Source organism: Streptomyces sp. NPDC058157 (genome assembly GCF_042884105.1).
Taxonomy (GTDB): domain Bacteria; phylum Actinomycetota; class Actinomycetes; order Streptomycetales; family Streptomycetaceae; genus Streptomyces.
Genome location: NZ_JBHVUQ010000011.1, coordinates 50,132 through 68,781 on the forward strand (window position 1 = coordinate 50,132; position 18,650 = coordinate 68,781).

Consider the following 18,650-nt stretch of genomic DNA (forward strand, 5'->3'; position numbering starts at 1 on the left):
GGGCTTCGTCGTGTCGTGAGGAGTTTGCGCGTGGTAGGGATCAAGAAGGCCGTCGTGGTGGCCGGGGTGGCCGTCGGGTTCGTGGTGGGGGCGGCCGGGGCGTCGGGTGCGGCCGGGTTCTCCGGGATGGACAAGGAGAAGTGGGACCGGGTCCGGTTCGGGATGAGCCGGCAGGAGGTGCTGGACATCGTCGGGCCCACCGCCTGCGCGGTCGACAACAAGCCGGCGACCGCGGAGTCGACGGTGCCCACCTTCACCTGTTGGGCGACCGGTATCGAGGAGTTCGCGCCGTACGCCCACCTCACCTTCAACGCCGACGGCAAGCTCTACATGAAGTCCTTCTACCGGATGAGCCTGCCCACGGCCCCGACCATGACCGCCGCCCAGTACAACAAGGTCGCTGTGGGGATGACCGAGGAGCAGGTGCGCAAGACGGTCGGTACCAACTCGTGCGTGGTGACCGACCTGGCCCAGCCCGCCTTCCCGTCCACCGCCGGTGCCACCTCCACGCTGACGTGCTGGACCGGCAAGGGCAGCGGCTTCCTCGCCCCGCAGGCCTGGTTCTCCTTCAAGGACGGCAAGGTCACCGGCAAGCACCAGCGCGACGTCGTGAAGTAGACCGGCGGACCGCCCTTTCCCTCGGCTGGACCAGCCTTTCGTTTCGAGCAGGAGAACGACCCCTTGAAGATGAAGAAGTACCTCGCCACCTTCGCTGTGACCGGCAGCATGCTGGCCGGCGGCATCGCCTTCGCCTCGCCGGCCGCCGCGGTCGGCTCGTGCGGTGAGAGCTCCGGGTCCGTGGACGTGACCTTTCCGGGCAAGAAGCCGGAATCGCTGTACTCGTTCATGAACTGTGCCGACGTGTCCAACGGGAAGGTGTCGGCCTGGACCTGGACCACCTGGCAGATGATGGTGGACGTGGCCGAGGACCAGGGCAAGCGGTTCACCTCGTTCAAGGTCACGACGCGGCTGGAGAAGCGGGAGTGGGGCGGCAACGACACGGTCGTGTCCACGACCACCTGCGACCTGACCAAGATGGTGAACGACAACCTGGGCTGGTCGGCGCTGGAGAAGGAGAACAAGTGCCTCGCGCCGTCCGCGACGTACGACAAGAACATGTGGTGGTCCTCGGACGCCAGCGTGTCGTACGACGTCGAGGGTGACGGCAAGGGCGTCATCACCAAGCAGCTCACCGGTTCGCCGCTGCTGTTCGGCTGATCCGGGGTGCGAAGGGGCCAGGGGCCCGACCGCTTGTGCGGTCGGGCCCCTGGCCTGTCTGCGGTGAGCTGTGGAGTTCTAGCGGGTGAACGCCTTCGCCGCCTGGCGGCGGGACGGTTCGAAGGCGTCCACCGTGCCGGCGCCCTTGCCGGGGGCCTCGTTCCACTCGCGGATCTTGCGGGCCACGTTCTTGATCTTGGGGTGACCGGGCTTCAGGGCGATGTGGAAGTGCGACTCCTTGGCCGTCTTCTCGTCGCCGCCCCAGGCCACCGTGCCGTCGAGTTCCGTGAGGATGTCGCGGACGATGACCAGCTCGTGCGGGTACAGGCCGCCCTGGGCGCCCGTCGGGTAGGCCTGGGGGCGGATGGCGATCGCCGTGCCGGAGAGGTGGTTCGACTCGTACGGCTGGGCCACCTTGCGGTCGCCGGTGTGGCCGGTGACCTCGCCCTGGCGCAGGGAGTCCACCTCGTAGTGGAAGCGCCGGGCCACGTGCAGCAGGATCGTGGCCACGTCGCCGTCCAGGACGGGGACGGAGACCGGGCTGCCCTCGATCAGGTGGGTGGGGACCGACTTGGCCACCGGCCAGCCGTTGGCGGTCTTGTCGCCCTTCCAGTCGGAAGCCCTCGTCCCGTTCGGCTTGGGAGCTGCCACCGCCGTGCCGGAGGATGCCAACCCCCACAGGACGGCCCCGCCGGCGACGCCGGCCGCGGTGCCGAAGAAGCGGCGGCGCGACAGGTCGCTTCGTACCGGGTTGCTCATGTGTTGTGTTCCCTCTGTTTCGGTTGCTCGGTCCGGTCGCGCCGGGCGGAAAGTGTGTGCGTGATGCGGGCCGCGCCGGTGGCCGCGGTCATGACGACGCAGAGCGCGGTCAGCGCGGCGAGGCCTGCGACGGTGGGGTTGACCCATGAGGGGACGAGGTCATGGGTCGCGTTGCACATGGTGTGCAAAGGGAACAGCGCATCGTCCTGATGCAGGGAGGCGTATGCCTCGTCGTAGTCCTCCTCGCCGCAGGCCCTGGCTATGTCCATCGCCCCCCATCCGGCGAAGGCACCCGCCACATAGGCGACAGCCGTGAGGATCGTGCCTGCGATGGAGAGGAGGAACCACCAACCGGGCCTGAGCCAACGGCGTGTCCGGAATTCGCGCCATACCATCAGAACCACGTCGTGTTCTCCTGTTGTCTGCTGTCGATCCGGGCCCCGACGCCTAAGCGTTCTCCTGGCCCAGGATTTTCTGGAACGTATCAGCGAATCCGGATACGAAGGGGGCCAGCTTGTCGTCCGGCAGGCCGGCAGGGGACAGGATTCCCTTGCCGAACTTGATGAAGACGGCCGCGCGCAGCCCCATGAGGACCGTTTCCAATTCGCCTTCCAGCATCGCGTAGGCAGCGCCCTTCACGACGTCCATGCTGCTGTTGAAGCGCTGTGCATAGAAGTCCTTGAAGCGGCGCAGGTGGCCGGACTTGCCGGTGGGGGCGTAGTGGGCGCGGAACAGCTGGTTGATGGGCTTGTCCTTGATGCCGGCCGCGGTTCCGAGCAAGTAGCCGTCGACGTCCTCGACGAGGTCGCCGAAGTTGAACGAGGACGGCACCGTGATCTTTGCCAGGCGGTCCTGGCAGAAGAGGTATCCGGAGGCGTACGAGTCGGCGGCGAGACGCCAGTCGACGTAGAAGGTGCACAGGTCGCCGCCCCAGCCGGCGAAGTCGCCGCGGTTGGCGGACTTGCCCGAGTTGGATCCCTTGGTGATGACGGTGTTGGCGGCGGCGAAGAGGTGGTTCAGGTTGATGGACACGCCGTACGACGGATCGGTGAAGCTGGGGGCCCGCCTGCCCACATTGGCGTCGGCGTACTTGAGCCAGTCCTTGTCCGCGCTGTAGAGCAGCGTCTGCCAACCCGTGTCGAGGCCGTCGTACTGGGGGTGCCGGAGGTACTCGCAGACCAGCTCGTTCGGATTTCCGTTTCCGTACTTCACGGCCGCCGCGTACAGGTCGTCGATGTACTTGAGGACTGCGTCGACGGGGGAATCGGTGGTGCCCACGCCGTCCTTGCCGACACCGGGGTCGGTTCCGCGCATCACGTTGCGGTCGAGATCGAAGGTGTCGCCGTTCGCAGTGAACTTGAACTCCTTGATCTGGGTGTAGGACCAGTTCGACGGCATGGCGAATCCGAGGTTCCCGGAGAAGCCCCACGACATCCCGGACACGAAGGAATGCAGGGCGTAGGCCTCGTCACTGACACGCTGGCACACGTTGCGCGACCCGTAGACACCGGCGTTGAAGCGCTTGCCCTGCTGGCTCAGAGCTGCTTGAACGCCGTTGAAGTACGGGATGATGTTGGAGGTGATCTCCGGATCCGTGGCGTCGTAGTCGACGGCGAAGTAGATGACGGTGCCGCGGTTGAACTTGTAGACGTTCGCCGCCCGGTCGTGGGCCTTCAGGGCGTGACGGTAGCCCTCGGCGTAGGTGAAGTGCTCCAGCTTGCGGGCGTGGTACTGGGAAATCGGGAAGACGCGCATGTTGCCGTTGAAGATGTCCTCCAACTCGCCCGGCATGATCTCCTTGTTCAGGTCGTACTTGGGGTCGAGCACCTCCTCGTCCAGGTAGCGCCCGACGACGTCGAAGCCGGCGGCCTTGAGGGCCTTCGCCCGCGAGGCGGTGATGGTGAAGCGGGTGTCGCAGGCAGTCACCGGGCGGTCGGGGTTGCCCATGGACACCAGAAGCTGGCACCACGTGTCGTAGTTGGCCCGGCCGTCCTTGTTCTCCTTGGGGAATGCCGAGAAATTCTGGAACTGCTCCACTGCCTTGCGCAGGTTGTCGTCGTACGAAGACGTGAACTTCGCGTAGTGCGTCTCCTTGTTCTCCACATACTTGAGGTCGTTGAACACGCAGGCCGCGGAGAACAGCTGTACGAAGATGCCGGAGTCGCCCTTGCCCACCTGGTGGGCCTTCAGGCCGGCCTGGGTGGTCGGGCCGAAGTTGCCCGACGCCGAATCGTCCGAGACGCCGAACTCGTACTGGAGCGCCCTCATCAGTGACTTCTGCACGTCACGCGAGTAGATGCCGTCGGCAGGGCCGATGTTGAACGACGAGCGGTTGGAGTAGCGGCCGTTCAGCCAGCGCTGGATCTCGCGGACCTTGTCCGTGCCGCTGGAGACCACGACATACGCGTCCAGGGTCAGCAGGGCCTTGAAGAACTTCGGCTCGACATCGGGCCCGCCCTTCGTGAGGCCCATGTTGTCCTTCATCTGCATGACGGCCTTCTGGGTGGCGAGGCCGAACACGCCGCCCTCGCCGCCCCAGTAGCCCTTGCAGAACAGGGCGTGCTGGACTATTTGGATGATGTTCCTGTTGGCGAAGCCGTCCTTGACCGGGCCGAGGGCTGCGAGCTTCGCCTCGGTCGTCGGGCCGAAGCTGTCCGACGGGGTCGCGATGCCCAGTTCGATCTGGAGGGCCCGGGTGAGGGAGAGCATGGTGCTCCACCCGGTCTGGCCGTTCTCCGGGCACGGGTTGTAGCCCGCCTTGCCCGCGTAGGTCTTGTTGACCCACTGCTGTGCTTCCAGGACTTTCTTGTCCACGTGATTCCCTGTGTTCCTCGTGTTGCGGTGGTCGGGCGGGGTGCGTCAGCGGCGCGGGGTGAAGGTGACCACGTCGCCCGCGCGCTCCTCGCCCGTGGGGAGCTGGCCGTGGGAGTCCGTGCGGATGTAGACGCGGTGCAGCCAGCGGTCCTTGCCGTCCCAGCGCGGGGTGAAGGGGGTGCGGGCGTGCGTGGTGCGGAAGTTGTCGATGATCAGCACGTCGCCGGGGACCAGGGAGACGGCCTCGGTGACCTCGTCCAGTGCGTCCGAGAGCCTGGCGACGGCCTCGGCGTCCGCGCCGGCGTTCGGCTTCAGCAGCTCGCGGTCGTAGCCGAGCAGCGGGTCCTCGCGGTCGCCGTACAGCGGCTTCACGTTCGCGATGGCGCCCGGGTCCTCGATGCCGCCGCGGAAGGCGACGTCGACCTCGCAGGGCTGCTTGTTGTCGTACAGGCGGTCCACCGTCTCCGCGTCGAGGAGCCCGACCGCCTTGCGGACCGAGCCCACCAGCGTCTTCGCGGTGCGCTCGTGGTCCGCGCGGGAGCACGCCAGCATCACGTAGTTCGGCTGGAGGGTGTGGTAAGCCATCTCCGTGTGGAACTCCAGCAGCGTCTCGCTGGTCTCCGACGACAGGTGGTGGGCGCCCGGCGAGGGGTAGACGTCGTGGTAGACGGTGCCCGAACGCAGCTCCGCGTAGCCGGTGTGCAGGCCGAGGCGGCGGCCGAACAGGGCGAGGAAGGCCTCCATGTTCAGGCGGCCGCGCCCGACCGGGGCCGGGGTGCTCGCCGGCGTGGCCGGAAGGTCCTCGTCGGCCTCGACGGGCAGGCCGCGCAGCACCAGGTAGCCGTCCTCGTTGCCGCCCCGGCCGAAGGCGTCCAGCGCGTCCGCGACCTCCCGCGGCAGCTCGGCCGAGAGCTTCCCGGCATCGCGCAGGAACCGGTGCAGGTCGGCGCGCGGTACGTCGGGGAGCTTCGACACCAGGTCGAGGAGGGCCTCCCGGTGTGCGGTCACGTCGATGATCGTCATGTCCTGTTCTCCTTCTCCTTCTTCTGGTGGGCGCGGGCGTACTGGAACAGCAGCTCCGCCCCGATCTCGGTCGCCAGGACCGACGTGATCCCGGCGTGGTCGTAGAGCGGCGAGACCTCCATGACGTCGAAGCCGATCGGGTTGAGGTCGCCGATCGTCCGCAGCAGCGCCAGGACCTCGCGGGAGGACGGGCCGCCCGGGGCCGGGGTGCCGGTGCCGGGGGCGAAGGCCGGGTCCACGACGTCGATGTCGACGGAGACGTAGACCGGCAGGTCGCCGACCCGCTCCCGGATCAGCCGGGCCGCGCCCGCCGCCCCGAGCTCGGCGAACTCGTCCGCCGTCACGATGCGCACGCCGTGGCCGCGTGCGTAGTCGAGGCTGTCCGGCTTGGGGTTGTGGCCCCGGATGCCGAGCTGGACCATCGCCTCGGGCCGGATCAGCCCCTCCTCGATGCCGTGCCGGAAGGGCGTGCCGTGGTGGAACTCGCCGCCGATCATCGCCGGGTTGGTGTCCGAGTGGGCGTCCAGGTGGACCACGGCCACCGGGCCGTGCTGCTCGTGGACCGCGCGCAGCGCCGCCAGGGTCAGCGAGTGGTCGCCGCCGAGCATCAGGAACGCCGCGTTGTCCTTCAGCAGGCCGGTCAGGTGCCGCTGGGCGGTCTCCATCGCGATGTGCTGGTTGAACGGCGTCAGGTCGATGTCGCCGGCGTCCACGCACTTGATCAGGTCGAAGACCCCCGGGCCGCGGTCGATGCCGACGCCGTGGATCAGGCCCGACTCGGCGCGGATCTCCCGCGGTCCGAACCGGGCGCCGGGGCGGTAGCTGGTGCCGCCGTCGTACGGCGCGCCGATGACGACGACGTCGTTGCCCTTGGGGTCCCGGTCCAGCGGCAGGCGCATGAAGGTGGGCAGCTGGGCGTAGCGGGGGGAGACGTGCGAGTCGATCCGCCCGTTGCCGGTCCGCGGGGCCTCGGTCATCGGCGTCCTTCCTCTCGTGTGTCGATGCGGATGCGGGCGGCCGCGGCGCGGACCGTGGCCAGGGCCGCCGCCGCGTCGGCGCCGTGCGCGTACACGAAGCCGACCGAGGCGGAGTTGTCGAGGCGGGTCGCGACGCGGTCGCCCGGTTCGGCGTGCAGGTGTACGCGGGCTCCGAGGGCCTCGGCCTCCGGGACACCGCCGACGGCGGTGAACTCGCCGGGCTCCTCGGGGAAGAGCACGTGCACGGCGGCGCCGCCCGCGGGACCGGCACCGGGCAGGCCCGGATCCGGGGTGGCGCCGAGGGCCAGCAGCTTGGCGTCCAGGTGCGGATCGGTCCCGCACACGTCGGTGACCATCGTGGAGATCATGTGCGCGGGCAGCCGCGGGTTGACCTCGACGATCCGCGGGCCGTCCGCGGTCACCATCACCTCGGTGTGCGCCGGGCCCTGCCGGTAGCCGATCGCCTCCAGGGCGCGCTCCACGCAGCCGCGGACCTCCTGCCAGGTGTCGGCGTCCAGTGCCAGCGGGAAGGAGTGGCCCTCCTCCAGCAGGGTGGTGCGGTGCAGGTCCTTGGAGGTGGCGCCGAAGAAGTGGGTCTTCCCGCCCGCCGTCATGGACTCCACCGAGACCTCGAACCCGCTCGCGTACTCCTCGAACAGGACGTGGCCCGGGCGCGGCTGGCCGCGCAGGGACTTCCGTACGGCCGACAGCTCCTGCCAGGCCGCGGCCGCCTCGGCGGCCGTGGCGCACTTGCGCACCCCGTAGCTGATCGCCTCCGACGGCGGCTTGGCGATGCAGGGCAGCCCCACGTGCGCGAGTGCCTCTTCGAGCTCCGCCTCCCCGGTGACCAGGCGCCAGCGCAGGTTGGCCGGGTCCCCGTCGAGGGCGGCGCGCAGCAGGTGCTTGTGGTTGGCCGCCCGTACGGCCTCCAGCCCCTGCGAAGGCAGGCCCAGGTGCTCGGCCGCCCGCGCCGTGGCCTCGGTGTGGTAGTCGGAGAACGACATCACGCCGTCGACCAGCGGGGTGCCGGAGCCGTCGCTGAGCGCGGCCGCGATGGCCCGCCAGTCGTGCGTGTCGACGTGCAGCACCCGGTCCACGTCCGACAGCGGGTGCTCGGAGAACGGGCGGCCGCCGGTGTACCAGTCCTCGCCCTGGAGCAGCAGCCAGATCTCGGCGCCGTGGGCGCGGGCCGCCTGGATGCCGTCGTAGAAGGCGGCGTGGAGCATGGACTCCACCAGGGCCAGCCGCTTGCCCGCGAAGCCGCCGTACGGGCTCGTGTCCGCCGCGCTCACGACCGCAGCTCCCGGAAGTGCGCGGCGACGAGGGAGACCACCTCGGCGACGGGGACCGATTCCGGGTCCTCGCCGGCGACGACGGTCCGGTCGAACAGCTCCTGGACCACCAGGGTCTTGGCCTGGGCCACATCGGCCTCGCCCACCCCCGCGTCCAGCAGGAGCAGGGAGAACGCGGACGTGGTGCCGGAGCCCTCGTGGACGCCGAGCTTGGGCCGGTTCACGGTCTCGGCCGGCAGCAGCTCCGCCATGGCGGACCGCAGCACCCACTTGTCCCGGCCGTACCGGCGCTTGAGCCCGGCCTCCAGCCCGGTCAGCAGGTCCAGCACGTCCCGGTCCCAGTACGGGTGGGTGGACCAGTGCCCGGACGCGGTCGAGAGCACCGGGCTCATCTCGTTCAGCCCGTCGAAGGTGGCCATGTCGCGGGCGACGGCCGTGTCGAGCTCGGGCAGCCGGTCCTCGCGGTGCATGCCGCCGAGCGGGATGTCGGCCCCGTACCCCGTCAGCACGCGCCGGGCCGGACCGTCCAGGGTCCGGTAGAGGGCGGTCAGCGGCAGCAGGTACTCGATCACGTCCGGGTCCAGGGACTCGGCGGCGTGGATCGTGTGCGGCAGCTGCGCGAGCAGGTCGGCCACCGGGATGGTGATCTCCCCGTGCTCCGAGCCCAGATGGTCGGCGACCACCCTGGCCTGCGGGAACTCGTCCGAGACGTCGGTGCCCATGGACAGCGTGTCGAGCGGGCCGGCCACGGCCGCGTCGGCGAGGGCGGCGACCCCGGAGGAGTCGATGCCGCCGGAGAGCACCACCAGCGGGCGCTCCGCGCCGGCCAGGCGGCGCTCGACCGCCGTGCGCAGCGCGGTGCGGACCTGCTCGACGGCCGTGTCCTCGTCGACGACGCGCCGGGACACCGGCGCCGCCCACGTCGGGTGGGCGAGCACCGAGCCGGAGGCGAGGTCGATCTCCAGGGCGGTGCCGGCCGGGACCTGGTACAGCCCGGGCAGCCGGCGGATCCGCCGGGCCCCCGAGATCGGGAAGCCGAGCTGGCCGTCGGAGGGGCCCGTGAGCACCTTGGCCTCGGTCGCGGCCAGCACGTGCCCGGGCACCGGCCGGGTGTACAGCGGTACGGAGCCGGCGTGGTCGGTGGCGAGCAGGACGCGCCGCTCCTGGCAGAGCACCGCCGCGTACCGGCCGTTGAGCAGCCGGAAGGCGTGCAGCCCGTACGTCTCGAACAGGGACAGCACCAGTTCGGCGCCCGAGGCACCCGCCCCGGTGGCGGCGGGGAGGACGGAGCGGATCTCGTCGCGGTTGTAGAGCTCGCCGGCGAGCCACAGCACCGCGTCGGCGCCGCGCGCGACCGCGCCGTCGGGGGAGGCGCCCGGGTGGACCAGGGTCGCCTCGAGGGTCAGGGAGCGCAGGCGCTCGGTGGTACGGGTGTGCCGGCCCCGCGTTGCGAAGGCCGCCGTGGGGCCCTGGTCCCCGCCCGTGCGGGCGGAGACCAGGAAGCCGTAGGCGGCAGGGAATACCTGCTCAGCCATGTCAGACCTTCAGAGCCCCGAAGCCGCCGGCGCTGAAGTCGTAGTTGACCGGGACCTCGATCAGGTACGGGCGGCCCAGCTCGGCGCCCTTGCGCAGGGCGGCCAGCAGCTCCTCGCGGGTCGAGGCCTTCGTGGCCTCCACGCCGTTGGCCTGCGCCAGCTGGACGAAGTCCACGCCCGTGAACTTCACGGCCGGGTCGTGGCTGCGGTGGTGGCCGATGTTCTGGTACAGCTCGATCAGGCCGTTGGTGTCGTTGTTGACGACGACGGTGACGATCGGCAGGTTCAGGCGGGCGATGGTCTCCAGGTCCGCGCTGTTGGAGTGGAAGCCGCCGTCGCCCGCGATCAGGAAGGTCGGCTGCTCCGGGCGGGCCATCTGCGCGCCGATCGCGGCCGGGATGCCGTAGCCGAAGCTGGAGCATCCGGCCGAGGTCAGGAAGCCGAACGGCTGGTCGGCGCGGGCGAAGAGCACGCCGTAGTGGCGGAAGAAGCCGATGTCGGACACGATCGTGCCCTCGCCCGGCCGGGCGATCTCGGCCATCACGGTGTTCATGGAGTCCATCACCTGGTGGACGCGCATGCCGTCCTCGTAGTGCTTGGGGTCCGCCAGGAACTCGGCGATGCGCTCGCGCAGCGGCGCGATGTCGTGGCGGTCCTTCGCGGCGAGGCCGGCGGTGGCGGCGTCCAGGTGCTGCACGAAGGCGAGCACGTCGGTGACGACGTCGACGTCCGGGCGGTAGATCCGCGGCACCGGGTTGGCGGTGGGGGAGACGCGGACCGTCTTCTTCTCGACGCCCCGCTCCCACATCGAGGGGCGCAGGTCCTCGGCGTAGTCGTAGCCGATGGTCAGCACGACGTCGGCGGGACCGAAGAGGGTCTCCAGCGCCGGGAACGACAGGATGCCGTCCATGTAGCCGGTGACCGCACCGTAGTTCAGCTCGTGGCCGTGCGGGAGGACGCCCTTGGCGATGTACGTGGTGATGACCGGGACGTTCAGGCGCTCGGCGAGGGCGCGGATGGCCGGGACGGCACCGGCGCGGATGGCGGCGGCGCCGACCACGAACACCGGGTTCTTCGCGTCCCCGACCATCGCGGCGGCCTGGTCGGCGGCCGACTCCCAGCCGGGCTGCACCGAGCCGATCGGCTTCTCGGGGGTCCGGGCCGGTCCGTGGTCCTTGGTGATGTCGACGCCCTCGGAGGAGCCGAGGAGGTCGACGGGCAGGGAGATGAACGAGGGGCCGACCGGCTCCGTCATGGCGGCGGCGACCGCGGAGTCCACCAGGTCGGTGATCTCCGCCGGGCGCTCCAGCTCGACGGCGTACTTCGTCATCGGTTCGGCGATCTTCACCAGGTCGAGGCACTGGTGGGTGTCGTTCGGGAAGATGTCGTGCGACTCGGACTGCGCCGCCAGGGCGATGACCGGGGAGCGGTCCAGCATCGAGGTGGCCATGCCGGTCGACAGGTTGGTCATACCGGGGCCGAGCGTGGCCCAGCAGGCCTGCGGGCGGCCGGTGATGCGGGCCAGGACGTCGGCGGCGACGCCGGCGGTGAACTCGTGGCGGGTGAGGATGAACTCCACGCCGTCCTGCTCGTCGAACAGGATGGAAGCCGCCTCGCGGCCGACGACGCCGAACACCTTCTCGACGCCGTGCTCCTTGAGGCGCTTGAGAAGAGCGTGGGCCGCGGTCGGGTGCTCGCTGGGGCCGGTGGATACGCGGGACATGTGAAACCAGTCTCCTGTCCGAATTTCGGTGGGGCGGGCCCACCTTGGGGCTCCGATCTCTTTTCGGGCTCTCGTCCCGGTATCCGGGAGCGGACGGAGACCGGCCGGAGAGCGGAGCGGACCACGATCCCTGCGTGAGAACAGACGTCGTGGTAGATGAGTGGCCAACTCCCGAGCACGCGGGGGAAGTCGGCTGGGACGCGCTGGCGGGCGCGGAGGACTTCTTCCTCACCCCGCCCTGGATGCGGGTGCTGCACGACTCGTCCGGCGCCTGGATGCGGTACCTCACCGCCCGCGCCGGCGGGGAACTGCTCGCCGGACTCCCGCTGGTGCTGGCGACCCGGGAAGCGCCCTGGTCCCTGGGCCGCACCGACCTGCTGATCGCGCACTGCGCGGCCGAGGGGATGGCGGGGGCCGCAGAGGTCTCGGCCGCCTTCGGCGACCTCGACCGGCTGATGCCCTCGATGATGCTCGGCGGCCGCCACCTGGGCCGCACCCGCCTGCTCCTCGGCCCCGGCGCCGGAGCGGACACCGCCCACCTGCTGGTGGAGCGGGCCGAGCGCACCGCCGCCGAGGCGGGCTGCCGCTCGCTGTGCTTCCCGTACGTGGACTCCCGCGACACCCTCCAGCGCCAGGTCCTCGCGGAGCGCGGCTACACCTCGCACGTGTCGGGCGAGTTCGCCACGCTCACCCTGCCGGGACGGGACTTCACCGACTACGCGACGGGCCTGCCCGCCGCCCGCTCCCGGCGGGTGCGGGCGGAGCGGCGCCGCATCGAGGCCTGCGGCGCCGAGATCACCCTCGCCCCGCTCGACCCGGCCGACATCCCCCGCCTCGCCGAGCTGGAGACGCAGCTCTTTGCCAAGTACGGCATGGCGGGCTGGGACCCGCGCCGCTCGGAGGCGGTCCTGGAGGCCGCCCACCGGCGGCTGGGGGACCGGGCGCTGGTCTCCAAGGCCGTCCTCGACGGCCGGATCGCCGGCTTCGGGCTGATCCTGGAGCACGGCGAGGACTGGTTCGCCCACCGCGCCGGCTTCGACTACGCCGCCCAGGCCAAGCTGCCCCTGTACTACGAGCTCCTCTACTACACGGTCGCCGACCGGGCCCCCGCGGTCGGGGTGCGCCGGGTGCACTACGGCATCGGCTCCACGCAGGCCAAGGCCTCCCGCGGCTGCGCCCTCTCCCGCCAGTACCTCCACGTCAAGGAGCTCTCCGCATGACCGGCTGGAACGCGGCGATCGGAGCGGTGGTCAACCCCTCCACCCGGCGCGGAGGGCGGCTGGAGACGGTCGCCTCCGCCGACGTCGACTCCCTCGACCCCGCCCGCACCTACTACGTGTGGTCCTGGCTGCTGCAACGCGCCCTGAACCGCACCCTGATGGCCTTCGGCACCGACCCGGAGCGGGCGGACGTCGTCCCCGACCTCGCCGAGGGCCCGGGCGAGGTCTCCGCCGACGGGCTGACCTGGACCTACCGGCTCAAGCGCGGCATCCGCTTCGAGACCGGCGAGGAGATCACCTCCCACGACGTCGCGTACGCCGTGGAGCGGGTGTTCGCCCAGCACGTCCTGCCCGGCGGCCCCACCTACCTCACGGACCTCCTCGACCACGGCGGCTACCGCGGCCCGTACGAAGGGCGGCGCTGCCCGGCCGTCGAACGGCCCGACGAGCACACCGTCCGCTTCCGCCTGAAGCGGCCCTTCGCCGACTTCGACTACCTGATGGCCCAGCCGAACACGGCGCCCGTCCCCGAACACCGCGACACCCGCGAGGCGTACGGCTCGCGGCCGGTCTGCTCCGGCCCGTACCGCATCCACCGCTACGAGCCCGGCAAGCTGCTGCACCTGGTGCGCAACAACTCCTGGGAGCGGAGCACCGACCCCGTCCGCCCCGCCCTGCCCGACGAGATGACCGTGGCCTTCGGGGTCGAGGTCAACGAGATGGACGACCGCCTCCTCGCCGGCGAGTTCCACGTGGACGTGGAGGGCCGCGGCATCCAGCACGCGGCGCGCGACCGGATCCTCGCCGACCCGGCGCTGCGGGCGCAGGCCGACAACCCGGCCACCGGCTTCCTCCAGTACGTCACCGTGCAGACCGCCGTCCCGCCCTTCGACAACCTGCACGCCCGCCGCGCCGTCTTCTACGCCGCCGACAAGGCCGCGCTGCTGGACGCCCGCGGCGGCGACGGCGTCGGCGGCTCCCTCGCCACCGGTCTGATCCCGCCCAACCTGCCCGCACACAGCAGCCAGGACCGCTACCCCTCCGGGCCCCGGCTCACCGGCGACCTGGACGCGGCGCGCGCCGAACTGGCCGCGGCCGGGCTGCCGGACGGCTTCGAGACCGTGATCGGCACGCAGCCCGGCAAGTTCGAGCTGGTCGCCCGCACCCTCGCCACCAGCCTCGCCCGGGTCGGCATCCGGGCCCGGGTCGAGGTCCTCGACACCGCCTCCTACTACCGCACCGGCCTCGGCAGCCCGCAGACCGTCCGCAGGCTCGGGCTCGGCCTCGGCATCACCGACTGGGGCGCCGACTACCCCACCGAGTACGGCTTCCTGGCCCCGCTCGTCGACGGCCGGCAGATCAAGCACGGCGGCGGCAACTTCAACTTCGCCGAACTCGACGACCCGCTGGTCCGCGCCCTCGTCGACGAAGCCTGCACCACCACCGAGGCTGCGGCCCGCCGCGCGGTGTGGCGCCGGATCGAGAAGACCGTCATGGACCGCGCCGTCATGCTGCCGATGGCCCACGACCGGACGCTGCACTACCGCCACCCCGACCTGACGAACGTCTACGTCCACCCCGCCTTCGGCCTCTACGACATCCAGGCCATGGGAGTACTGCGATGAACCCCGACCCCGCCCGCCTCGGCCCCACCCCCCTCGACCCGGCCGACCGCGACGCCGTCGACGAGGTCTTCGGGCTGCGCACCCTCGTCCACCGGGCCGACACCCCGCATCTGCCCGCGCCCTGCCCCGCCGACTTCCTCGGCTCGCTCACGGTCCCGCCCCCGGCCACCAGGGTCGAGGAGTGGGCGGGCCGCGACGCGGCCGGGCGGTGCACGGCCTCCGTACGCCTGGAGTTCCCCCAGGAGGAGAACACCGAGACGGTCACCGCTTCCGTCTTCGCCGTCCACCCGGCCCTGCGCCGGCAGGGCGCCGGGCGCCGCCTGGTGGAGTTCGTACGGGAACGGGCCCGGGCGGCGCAGCGCTCGCGGATCCTCTTCACCGCCGACTCCGGCCCCTCGGGCCGGGCCGGCGGCGCCGCCGCAGTGCCCGCGCACCACCTGGCCGAGGCCGTCGGCGCCCGCCCGGTGTGGACGCTCGACCACCTGCGCCTGGACGTCGCGGACGCGCCCCTGCCGCAGCCGCTGCCGGAGTCGATGTCCGTCCGGTACTGGGGCAGCGAGGTCCCCGGGGAGCTGGTGGAGCAGGCCGCCCGGCTGGAGGCGGCCCTCTCGGCCGCAGCCCCGACCGGCGACCCGGGATGGGAGCCGCAGCCCGCCGCGATCTCCCGCATCCGGGACTTCGAGCGCATGCGGATCAGCCGCGGCCGACGCGCCCACCAGTGCGCGATCCTCGACGACACCACCGGGAGGATGGCCGCCTGGACGGCGCTGTCGATGACCCGCGCCAACCCGGACGACGCCCTCCAGGCGATCACCATCGTGGACCCCGCGCACCGCGGCCGCGGGCTCGGCCGCCAGGTGAAGGCGTACAACCTGGCCCGTGCCCGCGCGGTGGAGACCCGGCTGGCCCACGTCGACACCTGGAACGCCTCCGGCAACGCGCACATGCTGCGGGTCAACGCCGACTTCGGGTTCCGGCCGGCCGGCGCCCGGTGGGCCTGGGAGCTGAGCACCGCGCGATGACGCCCGAGTTCGGCCGGCTCCTCGCCGCCCACACCGCCTCGCAGTTCGGCTTCCGGATCGCGCAGACCGCCTTCCCGCTGACCGCGCTGGCCGCCTGCGGGGCCTCGGCGGCGCAGGCCGCGGCGCTGATGGCGGTGCAGACCGCCGGCTTCCTGCTGGTCGGGCTGCCCGCCGGGTCCTGGGTGGACCGCTGCCGCAAGGTCCCCGTCATGGTGGCCGCGGACGGGGTGCGCTGCGCCACCGCCCTGTGCGTCGCCCTGGCGTGGGCCGCGGGCGGGCTCGAACTGGGGCCGCTGTACGGGGCCGCGTTCGCCGTCGGGGTGGCCTCGGTGTTCTTCGACGTCGCCGCCCAGTCCGCGGTGCCCGCCCTGGTGCCGGCCCGGGACCTCGTCGCGGGCAACGCCCGGCTGTCCGCGGCGGAGTCCGCGGCGGCCGTCCTCGGTCCGGTACTCGCCGGCGCCCTCGCCTGGACCGCCGCGCCGCTGGGCTTCGCCGTCGCCGCCCTGGCCTACGCGCTCTCGGCCGCCTTCCTGCTGCTCGCCGTCGAGCCCCGTCGGCGTCCGCGGCGGGGGGACTCCGTGGCGCAGCGCCCGGGCGCGGAGCACGGGCGGGTCGGGGAGGAGCTCCGCCCGGCGGCCGCGGACCCCGTCCCGGCGGCGGCGCGAGCCGGCGTCCTGCGGGACGTCGCCGAAGGCCTGCGCTTCGTCACGGGCCACCCCGCCCTGCGCCGCATCGCCGCCGCGACCGGCCTGTTCAACGCGGCCTGGTCCGCGGTGGCCGCCCTGCTGATCGCCCTGATGCTCGCGCACGGTCTCTCCCGCACCGGCGCCGGCGCGGTCATGTCCGCCCTCGGCGCGGGCGGCCTGGCCGGCTCGTTCGCCGTACGCCGCCTCGCGCGGCGGCTCGGGGCCGGCCGGTCGATCACCGTCGGGCTGATGCTGCCCGCCCCCTTCGCCCTCCTCGCCGGCCTGACCGGCCGCGTGCCGGTCTGGGCCACCGCGGTCGCACTGTTCGGCGTGGGCGCCGGGGCGGTGGTGTACAACGTGGCCCAGATCAGCCTGCGCCAGTCGGTGACCCCGCCGGAGCTGCTCGGCCGGGTCAACGCCACGATGCGGACCCTGGTGTGGGGGATGATCCCGCTCGGCGCGGCCCTGGCCTCCGCCGCCACCCGCGTCGCGGACCCGGCCGGCGTCGTCCTCGCGGGCGGCGGCGCGGCCGCCTGCGCCTGGGTGCTGCTCCTGCGGCTCCCCGGGAACCGGGTGGAGAGCCCGCGGAGAGGAGCGGAACCTAGCGTGGGCGACACCGCGCAGGACGCTCCGGCGCCGTCCGCGCGGTAGCCTCCCCGCTCCCTGACCAGGACGGGGAGCCGGGCCGGCCCGGCACCTCCACACCCCCGGTGGAGGGCCGGGCCGGCCCTTTTCACATCCGTGCCCCGGTCAGCGGGCGGAGGCCAGGGGCAGGGTCACCGCCGAGGCCGCCGGGTCGAGCGTCACCCGGGTGCCCGCCGGGTGGCGCAGGGTGTGGTCGCGGTCGGTGGAGGTGAGGACGATCCCGATGCGGTGGCCCGCCGGGACGATGTGCTCGGTCGGCTCCAGGTCCCAGCGGAAGGCGTACGTCCTGCCCGGCTCCACGGGGGTCTGCCAGGCGGGGCTGTTGCGGTTGCGGACGTCCGTCCACCCCCGAGTGATGATCTTGAACGGTTTGTCCTCGCGGCTGAACTCCTTCAGCGGACGGCACCCGGTGTTCCCCGGGGCGCTGTCGCCGAAGCACCACTTCTCCTGGCCGGCTTCCAGCTTCACCGGGTAGTTCGCCGGGCCGTAGTCCACGAGGAACGCCGACAGGTACGGGGAGGGGCCGTCGACCCCCGCCCGCACGCCGATCCGCGGGGTGCCGGAGATCCGCACGGCCTCCTTCAGCGGCTCCGTCAGGTACGCGAGCCGCGCCGGGTCCTCGCCCTCCGGGGCCGTGGCCAGCTGGTCGCCGGTGCGCGACGGGTCGTCCGTCCAGCCGCGCGCCTGCGGGCCGTGCAGGGAGGCGAGCGGGAAGGTCCGGTCGAGGGCGCCGCGGGCGGGCCACTCGCGGTACGCGTCCCACGCGCCCGACGGGCGCTGCACCTGCACCCGCGGCTCGGCGTCGGCCCCCGAGCGCAGCCCCATCAGCTCCTGGTCGAACCACTTGTGGACCGAGTCCAGCCAGGCCTGGCGGCGGACGTCCAGCGGGTCGTCGTGCTGGCCCTGCGTGAGCCACAGCCGGGACTTCACACCCGAGCGCTGGAGCCGCGACCACAGGTCGAGGCTCTGCTTGGGGCGGACGTTCCAGTCGTTCAGGCCGGCGACGACGAAGACCGAGGCGCGGATCCGGTCGGTGCGGGAGCGGAAGTCGCGCTCCCGCCAGAAGGGGTTGAGGTCGCCGTTCTCGTGCCCCATGCGGGCCTGCACGTCCGCGACCGCCCGGGCGCAGGCCTCGGGCCGGTCGCGGGTCAGGACGAGCTTGACGTGCATGTCGGCGTCGTTGCCGGGGTAGCCCTTGGGGCCGACGTTCCCGCCGTTCGCGCGGTAGTAGTCGTACCAGTCGGACACCGGGAGCATCGGCACGACGGTCTTCAGGCCGCGCACGCCGGTGGTGGCGGTGGCCAGTGCCAGGGTGCCCTTGTAGCTGGTGCCGGTCATCGCGGCGGTGCCGGTGGACCAGCCGGTGGCCCTCGCCTCGGTGCCGGTGTCGTCGACGGCCGTGGTGGCGCCGGCCCGGCCGTTCAGCCAGTCCACCACCTTCGTCATCGCCTTGACCTCCTCGGGGGACACGGTGCCGGGGCAGCCGGTGGAGCCGCCGGTGCCGAGCGTGGAGACCGCGAGGGTGGCGTAGCCGCGCGAGACGAAGTAGTTGTCCCAGTACGGCGGGTACTGGTCGACGTCCTTGGCGGCCTCGCCCGGCGCCCAGGGGGCCAGCTGCGGGGTGCCGGTGACGTCGGCGGGGTGGAAGTCGGCCTTGGCGAAGCCGCCGTGGTACGGGGAGGCCTCGATGATCGCCGGGACCTTGCGGGGCGTGTCCGGGCGGATCACCTGGACCCGGACCTTGTCCTTGCGGCCGTCGCCGTCGGTGTCCGTGTCCGTGGTCACGAACACGGTCTCGCGTATGGCCTTGCTGAAGTCGTGCACCGGCTGCGTGTTCTGTGCCTGCTGTGCGTACGCCGTGGCCGGCGTCGCGGTGAGCAGGGAGGCGACGGCTGCGGTGAACACGACGGTACGTCGTGCGATGTGCATGGATGCGCTCTCGGTAGAGGCCGGGAAGGGGGGTCGCGCGGCGGAGCCGGGACGGTCGGCCCGGCCGGGCCGCACGGGCGACCGACCGGCGAACCCCCGCGCAGCGGCGCGGGGTTCGCGGTGGGGCCACCCCAACACGTTCCGCGGTGCGAGATCAAGTACCGCGGGGCGCCGGGAGAGCG

At 72.0% G+C, this 18,650-nt stretch carries 15 protein-coding genes; 6 read left to right on the forward strand and 9 right to left on the reverse strand.

Annotation, left to right across the window (positions count from 1 at the left end; genetic code table 11):
* Positions 1 to 30 precede the first annotated feature (30 nt).
* Together ACFVXK_RS05055 and ACFVXK_RS05060 are read left to right on the forward strand one after the other, a co-directional pair.
* Entirely contained in the window at positions 31 to 618 is a 588-nt protein-coding gene (locus tag ACFVXK_RS05055; protein WP_389610132.1) for a BLIP family protein, read from the forward strand.
* A 63-nt stretch (positions 619 to 681) separates the two neighbouring features.
* Complete coding sequence (locus tag ACFVXK_RS05060; protein ID WP_389610133.1) at positions 682 to 1,218, forward strand: hypothetical protein; 537 nt, start codon at positions 682 to 684, stop codon at positions 1,216 to 1,218.
* Positions 1,219 to 1,296: 78 nt separating this feature from the next.
* Here ACFVXK_RS05060 and ACFVXK_RS05065 read toward each other — a convergent pair whose 3' ends face one another.
* Genes ACFVXK_RS05065 through ACFVXK_RS05100 form a run of 8 tightly spaced genes read right to left on the reverse strand, consistent with a single transcriptional unit; the run spans position 1,297 to position 11,341 of the window.
* The gene (locus ACFVXK_RS05065) at positions 1,297 to 1,977 is read right to left on the reverse strand and encodes a hypothetical protein (protein ID WP_389610134.1); all 681 of its coding nucleotides are present in this window, start codon (positions 1,975 to 1,977) and stop codon (positions 1,297 to 1,299) included.
* On the reverse strand, positions 1,974 to 2,381 hold the full coding sequence (locus ACFVXK_RS05070) for a hypothetical protein (protein WP_389610135.1): 408 nt from the start codon (positions 2,379 to 2,381) through the stop codon (positions 1,974 to 1,976). Before ACFVXK_RS05070 ends, ACFVXK_RS05065 begins: the two co-directional genes overlap by 4 nt.
* A 43-nt stretch (positions 2,382 to 2,424) precedes the next feature.
* Positions 2,425 to 4,791, reverse strand: a complete 2,367-nt coding sequence (locus ACFVXK_RS05075; protein WP_389610136.1) for a glycoside hydrolase domain-containing protein — start codon at positions 4,789 to 4,791, stop codon at positions 2,425 to 2,427.
* A gap of 45 nt (positions 4,792 to 4,836) precedes the next feature.
* Complete coding sequence (gene cs1, locus ACFVXK_RS05080) at positions 4,837 to 5,814, reverse strand: clavaminate synthase Cs1 (protein WP_389610137.1); 978 nt, start codon at positions 5,812 to 5,814, stop codon at positions 4,837 to 4,839.
* On the reverse strand, positions 5,811 to 6,791 hold the full coding sequence (gene speB / locus ACFVXK_RS05085; RefSeq protein WP_389610138.1) for an agmatinase: 981 nt from the start codon (positions 6,789 to 6,791) through the stop codon (positions 5,811 to 5,813). The genes cs1 and speB overlap by 4 nt, the downstream gene beginning before the upstream one ends.
* A complete protein-coding gene (locus tag ACFVXK_RS05090) occupies positions 6,788 to 8,083 on the reverse strand; it encodes an ATP-grasp domain-containing protein (protein ID WP_389610139.1) in 1,296 nt (431 codons plus the stop codon). The genes speB and ACFVXK_RS05090 overlap by 4 nt, the downstream gene beginning before the upstream one ends.
* Positions 8,080 to 9,618 carry an asparagine synthase-related protein gene (locus tag ACFVXK_RS05095; RefSeq protein WP_389610140.1) on the reverse strand — a complete coding sequence of 513 codons (1,539 nt, stop codon included), beginning with the start codon at positions 9,616 to 9,618 and terminating at the stop codon, positions 8,080 to 8,082. Before ACFVXK_RS05095 ends, ACFVXK_RS05090 begins: the two co-directional genes overlap by 4 nt.
* Position 9,619: 1 nt before the next feature.
* Positions 9,620 to 11,341 carry a thiamine pyrophosphate-binding protein gene (locus ACFVXK_RS05100; protein WP_389610141.1) on the reverse strand — a complete coding sequence of 574 codons (1,722 nt, stop codon included), beginning with the start codon at positions 11,339 to 11,341 and terminating at the stop codon, positions 9,620 to 9,622.
* A 134-nt stretch (positions 11,342 to 11,475) separates the two neighbouring features.
* On the opposite strand from ACFVXK_RS05100, the gene ACFVXK_RS05105 reads away from it, so the two are divergent.
* The 4 genes from ACFVXK_RS05105 to ACFVXK_RS05120 are packed head-to-tail and all read left to right on the forward strand — an operon-like array spanning position 11,476 to position 16,545.
* Entirely contained in the window at positions 11,476 to 12,561 is a 1,086-nt protein-coding gene (locus tag ACFVXK_RS05105) for a GNAT family N-acetyltransferase (RefSeq protein ID WP_389610142.1), read from the forward strand.
* Positions 12,558 to 14,186 carry an ABC transporter substrate-binding protein gene (locus ACFVXK_RS05110; protein WP_389610143.1) on the forward strand — a complete coding sequence of 543 codons (1,629 nt, stop codon included), beginning with the start codon at positions 12,558 to 12,560 and terminating at the stop codon, positions 14,184 to 14,186. The genes ACFVXK_RS05105 and ACFVXK_RS05110 overlap by 4 nt, the downstream gene beginning before the upstream one ends.
* Positions 14,183 to 15,208: a GNAT family N-acetyltransferase gene (locus ACFVXK_RS05115; protein WP_389610144.1), complete on the forward strand. Its 1,026-nt coding sequence runs from the start codon at positions 14,183 to 14,185 to the stop codon at positions 15,206 to 15,208. The genes ACFVXK_RS05110 and ACFVXK_RS05115 overlap by 4 nt, the downstream gene beginning before the upstream one ends.
* Positions 15,205 to 16,545: an MFS transporter gene (locus ACFVXK_RS05120; protein WP_389610145.1), complete on the forward strand. Its 1,341-nt coding sequence runs from the start codon at positions 15,205 to 15,207 to the stop codon at positions 16,543 to 16,545. Before ACFVXK_RS05115 ends, ACFVXK_RS05120 begins: the two co-directional genes overlap by 4 nt.
* Before the next feature lie 99 nt (positions 16,546 to 16,644).
* On the opposite strand, the gene ACFVXK_RS05125 is transcribed toward ACFVXK_RS05120, so the two are convergent.
* Positions 16,645 to 18,468: a CocE/NonD family hydrolase gene (locus tag ACFVXK_RS05125; protein WP_389610146.1), complete on the reverse strand. Its 1,824-nt coding sequence runs from the start codon at positions 18,466 to 18,468 to the stop codon at positions 16,645 to 16,647.
* Positions 18,469 to 18,650: the final 182 nt, after the last annotated feature.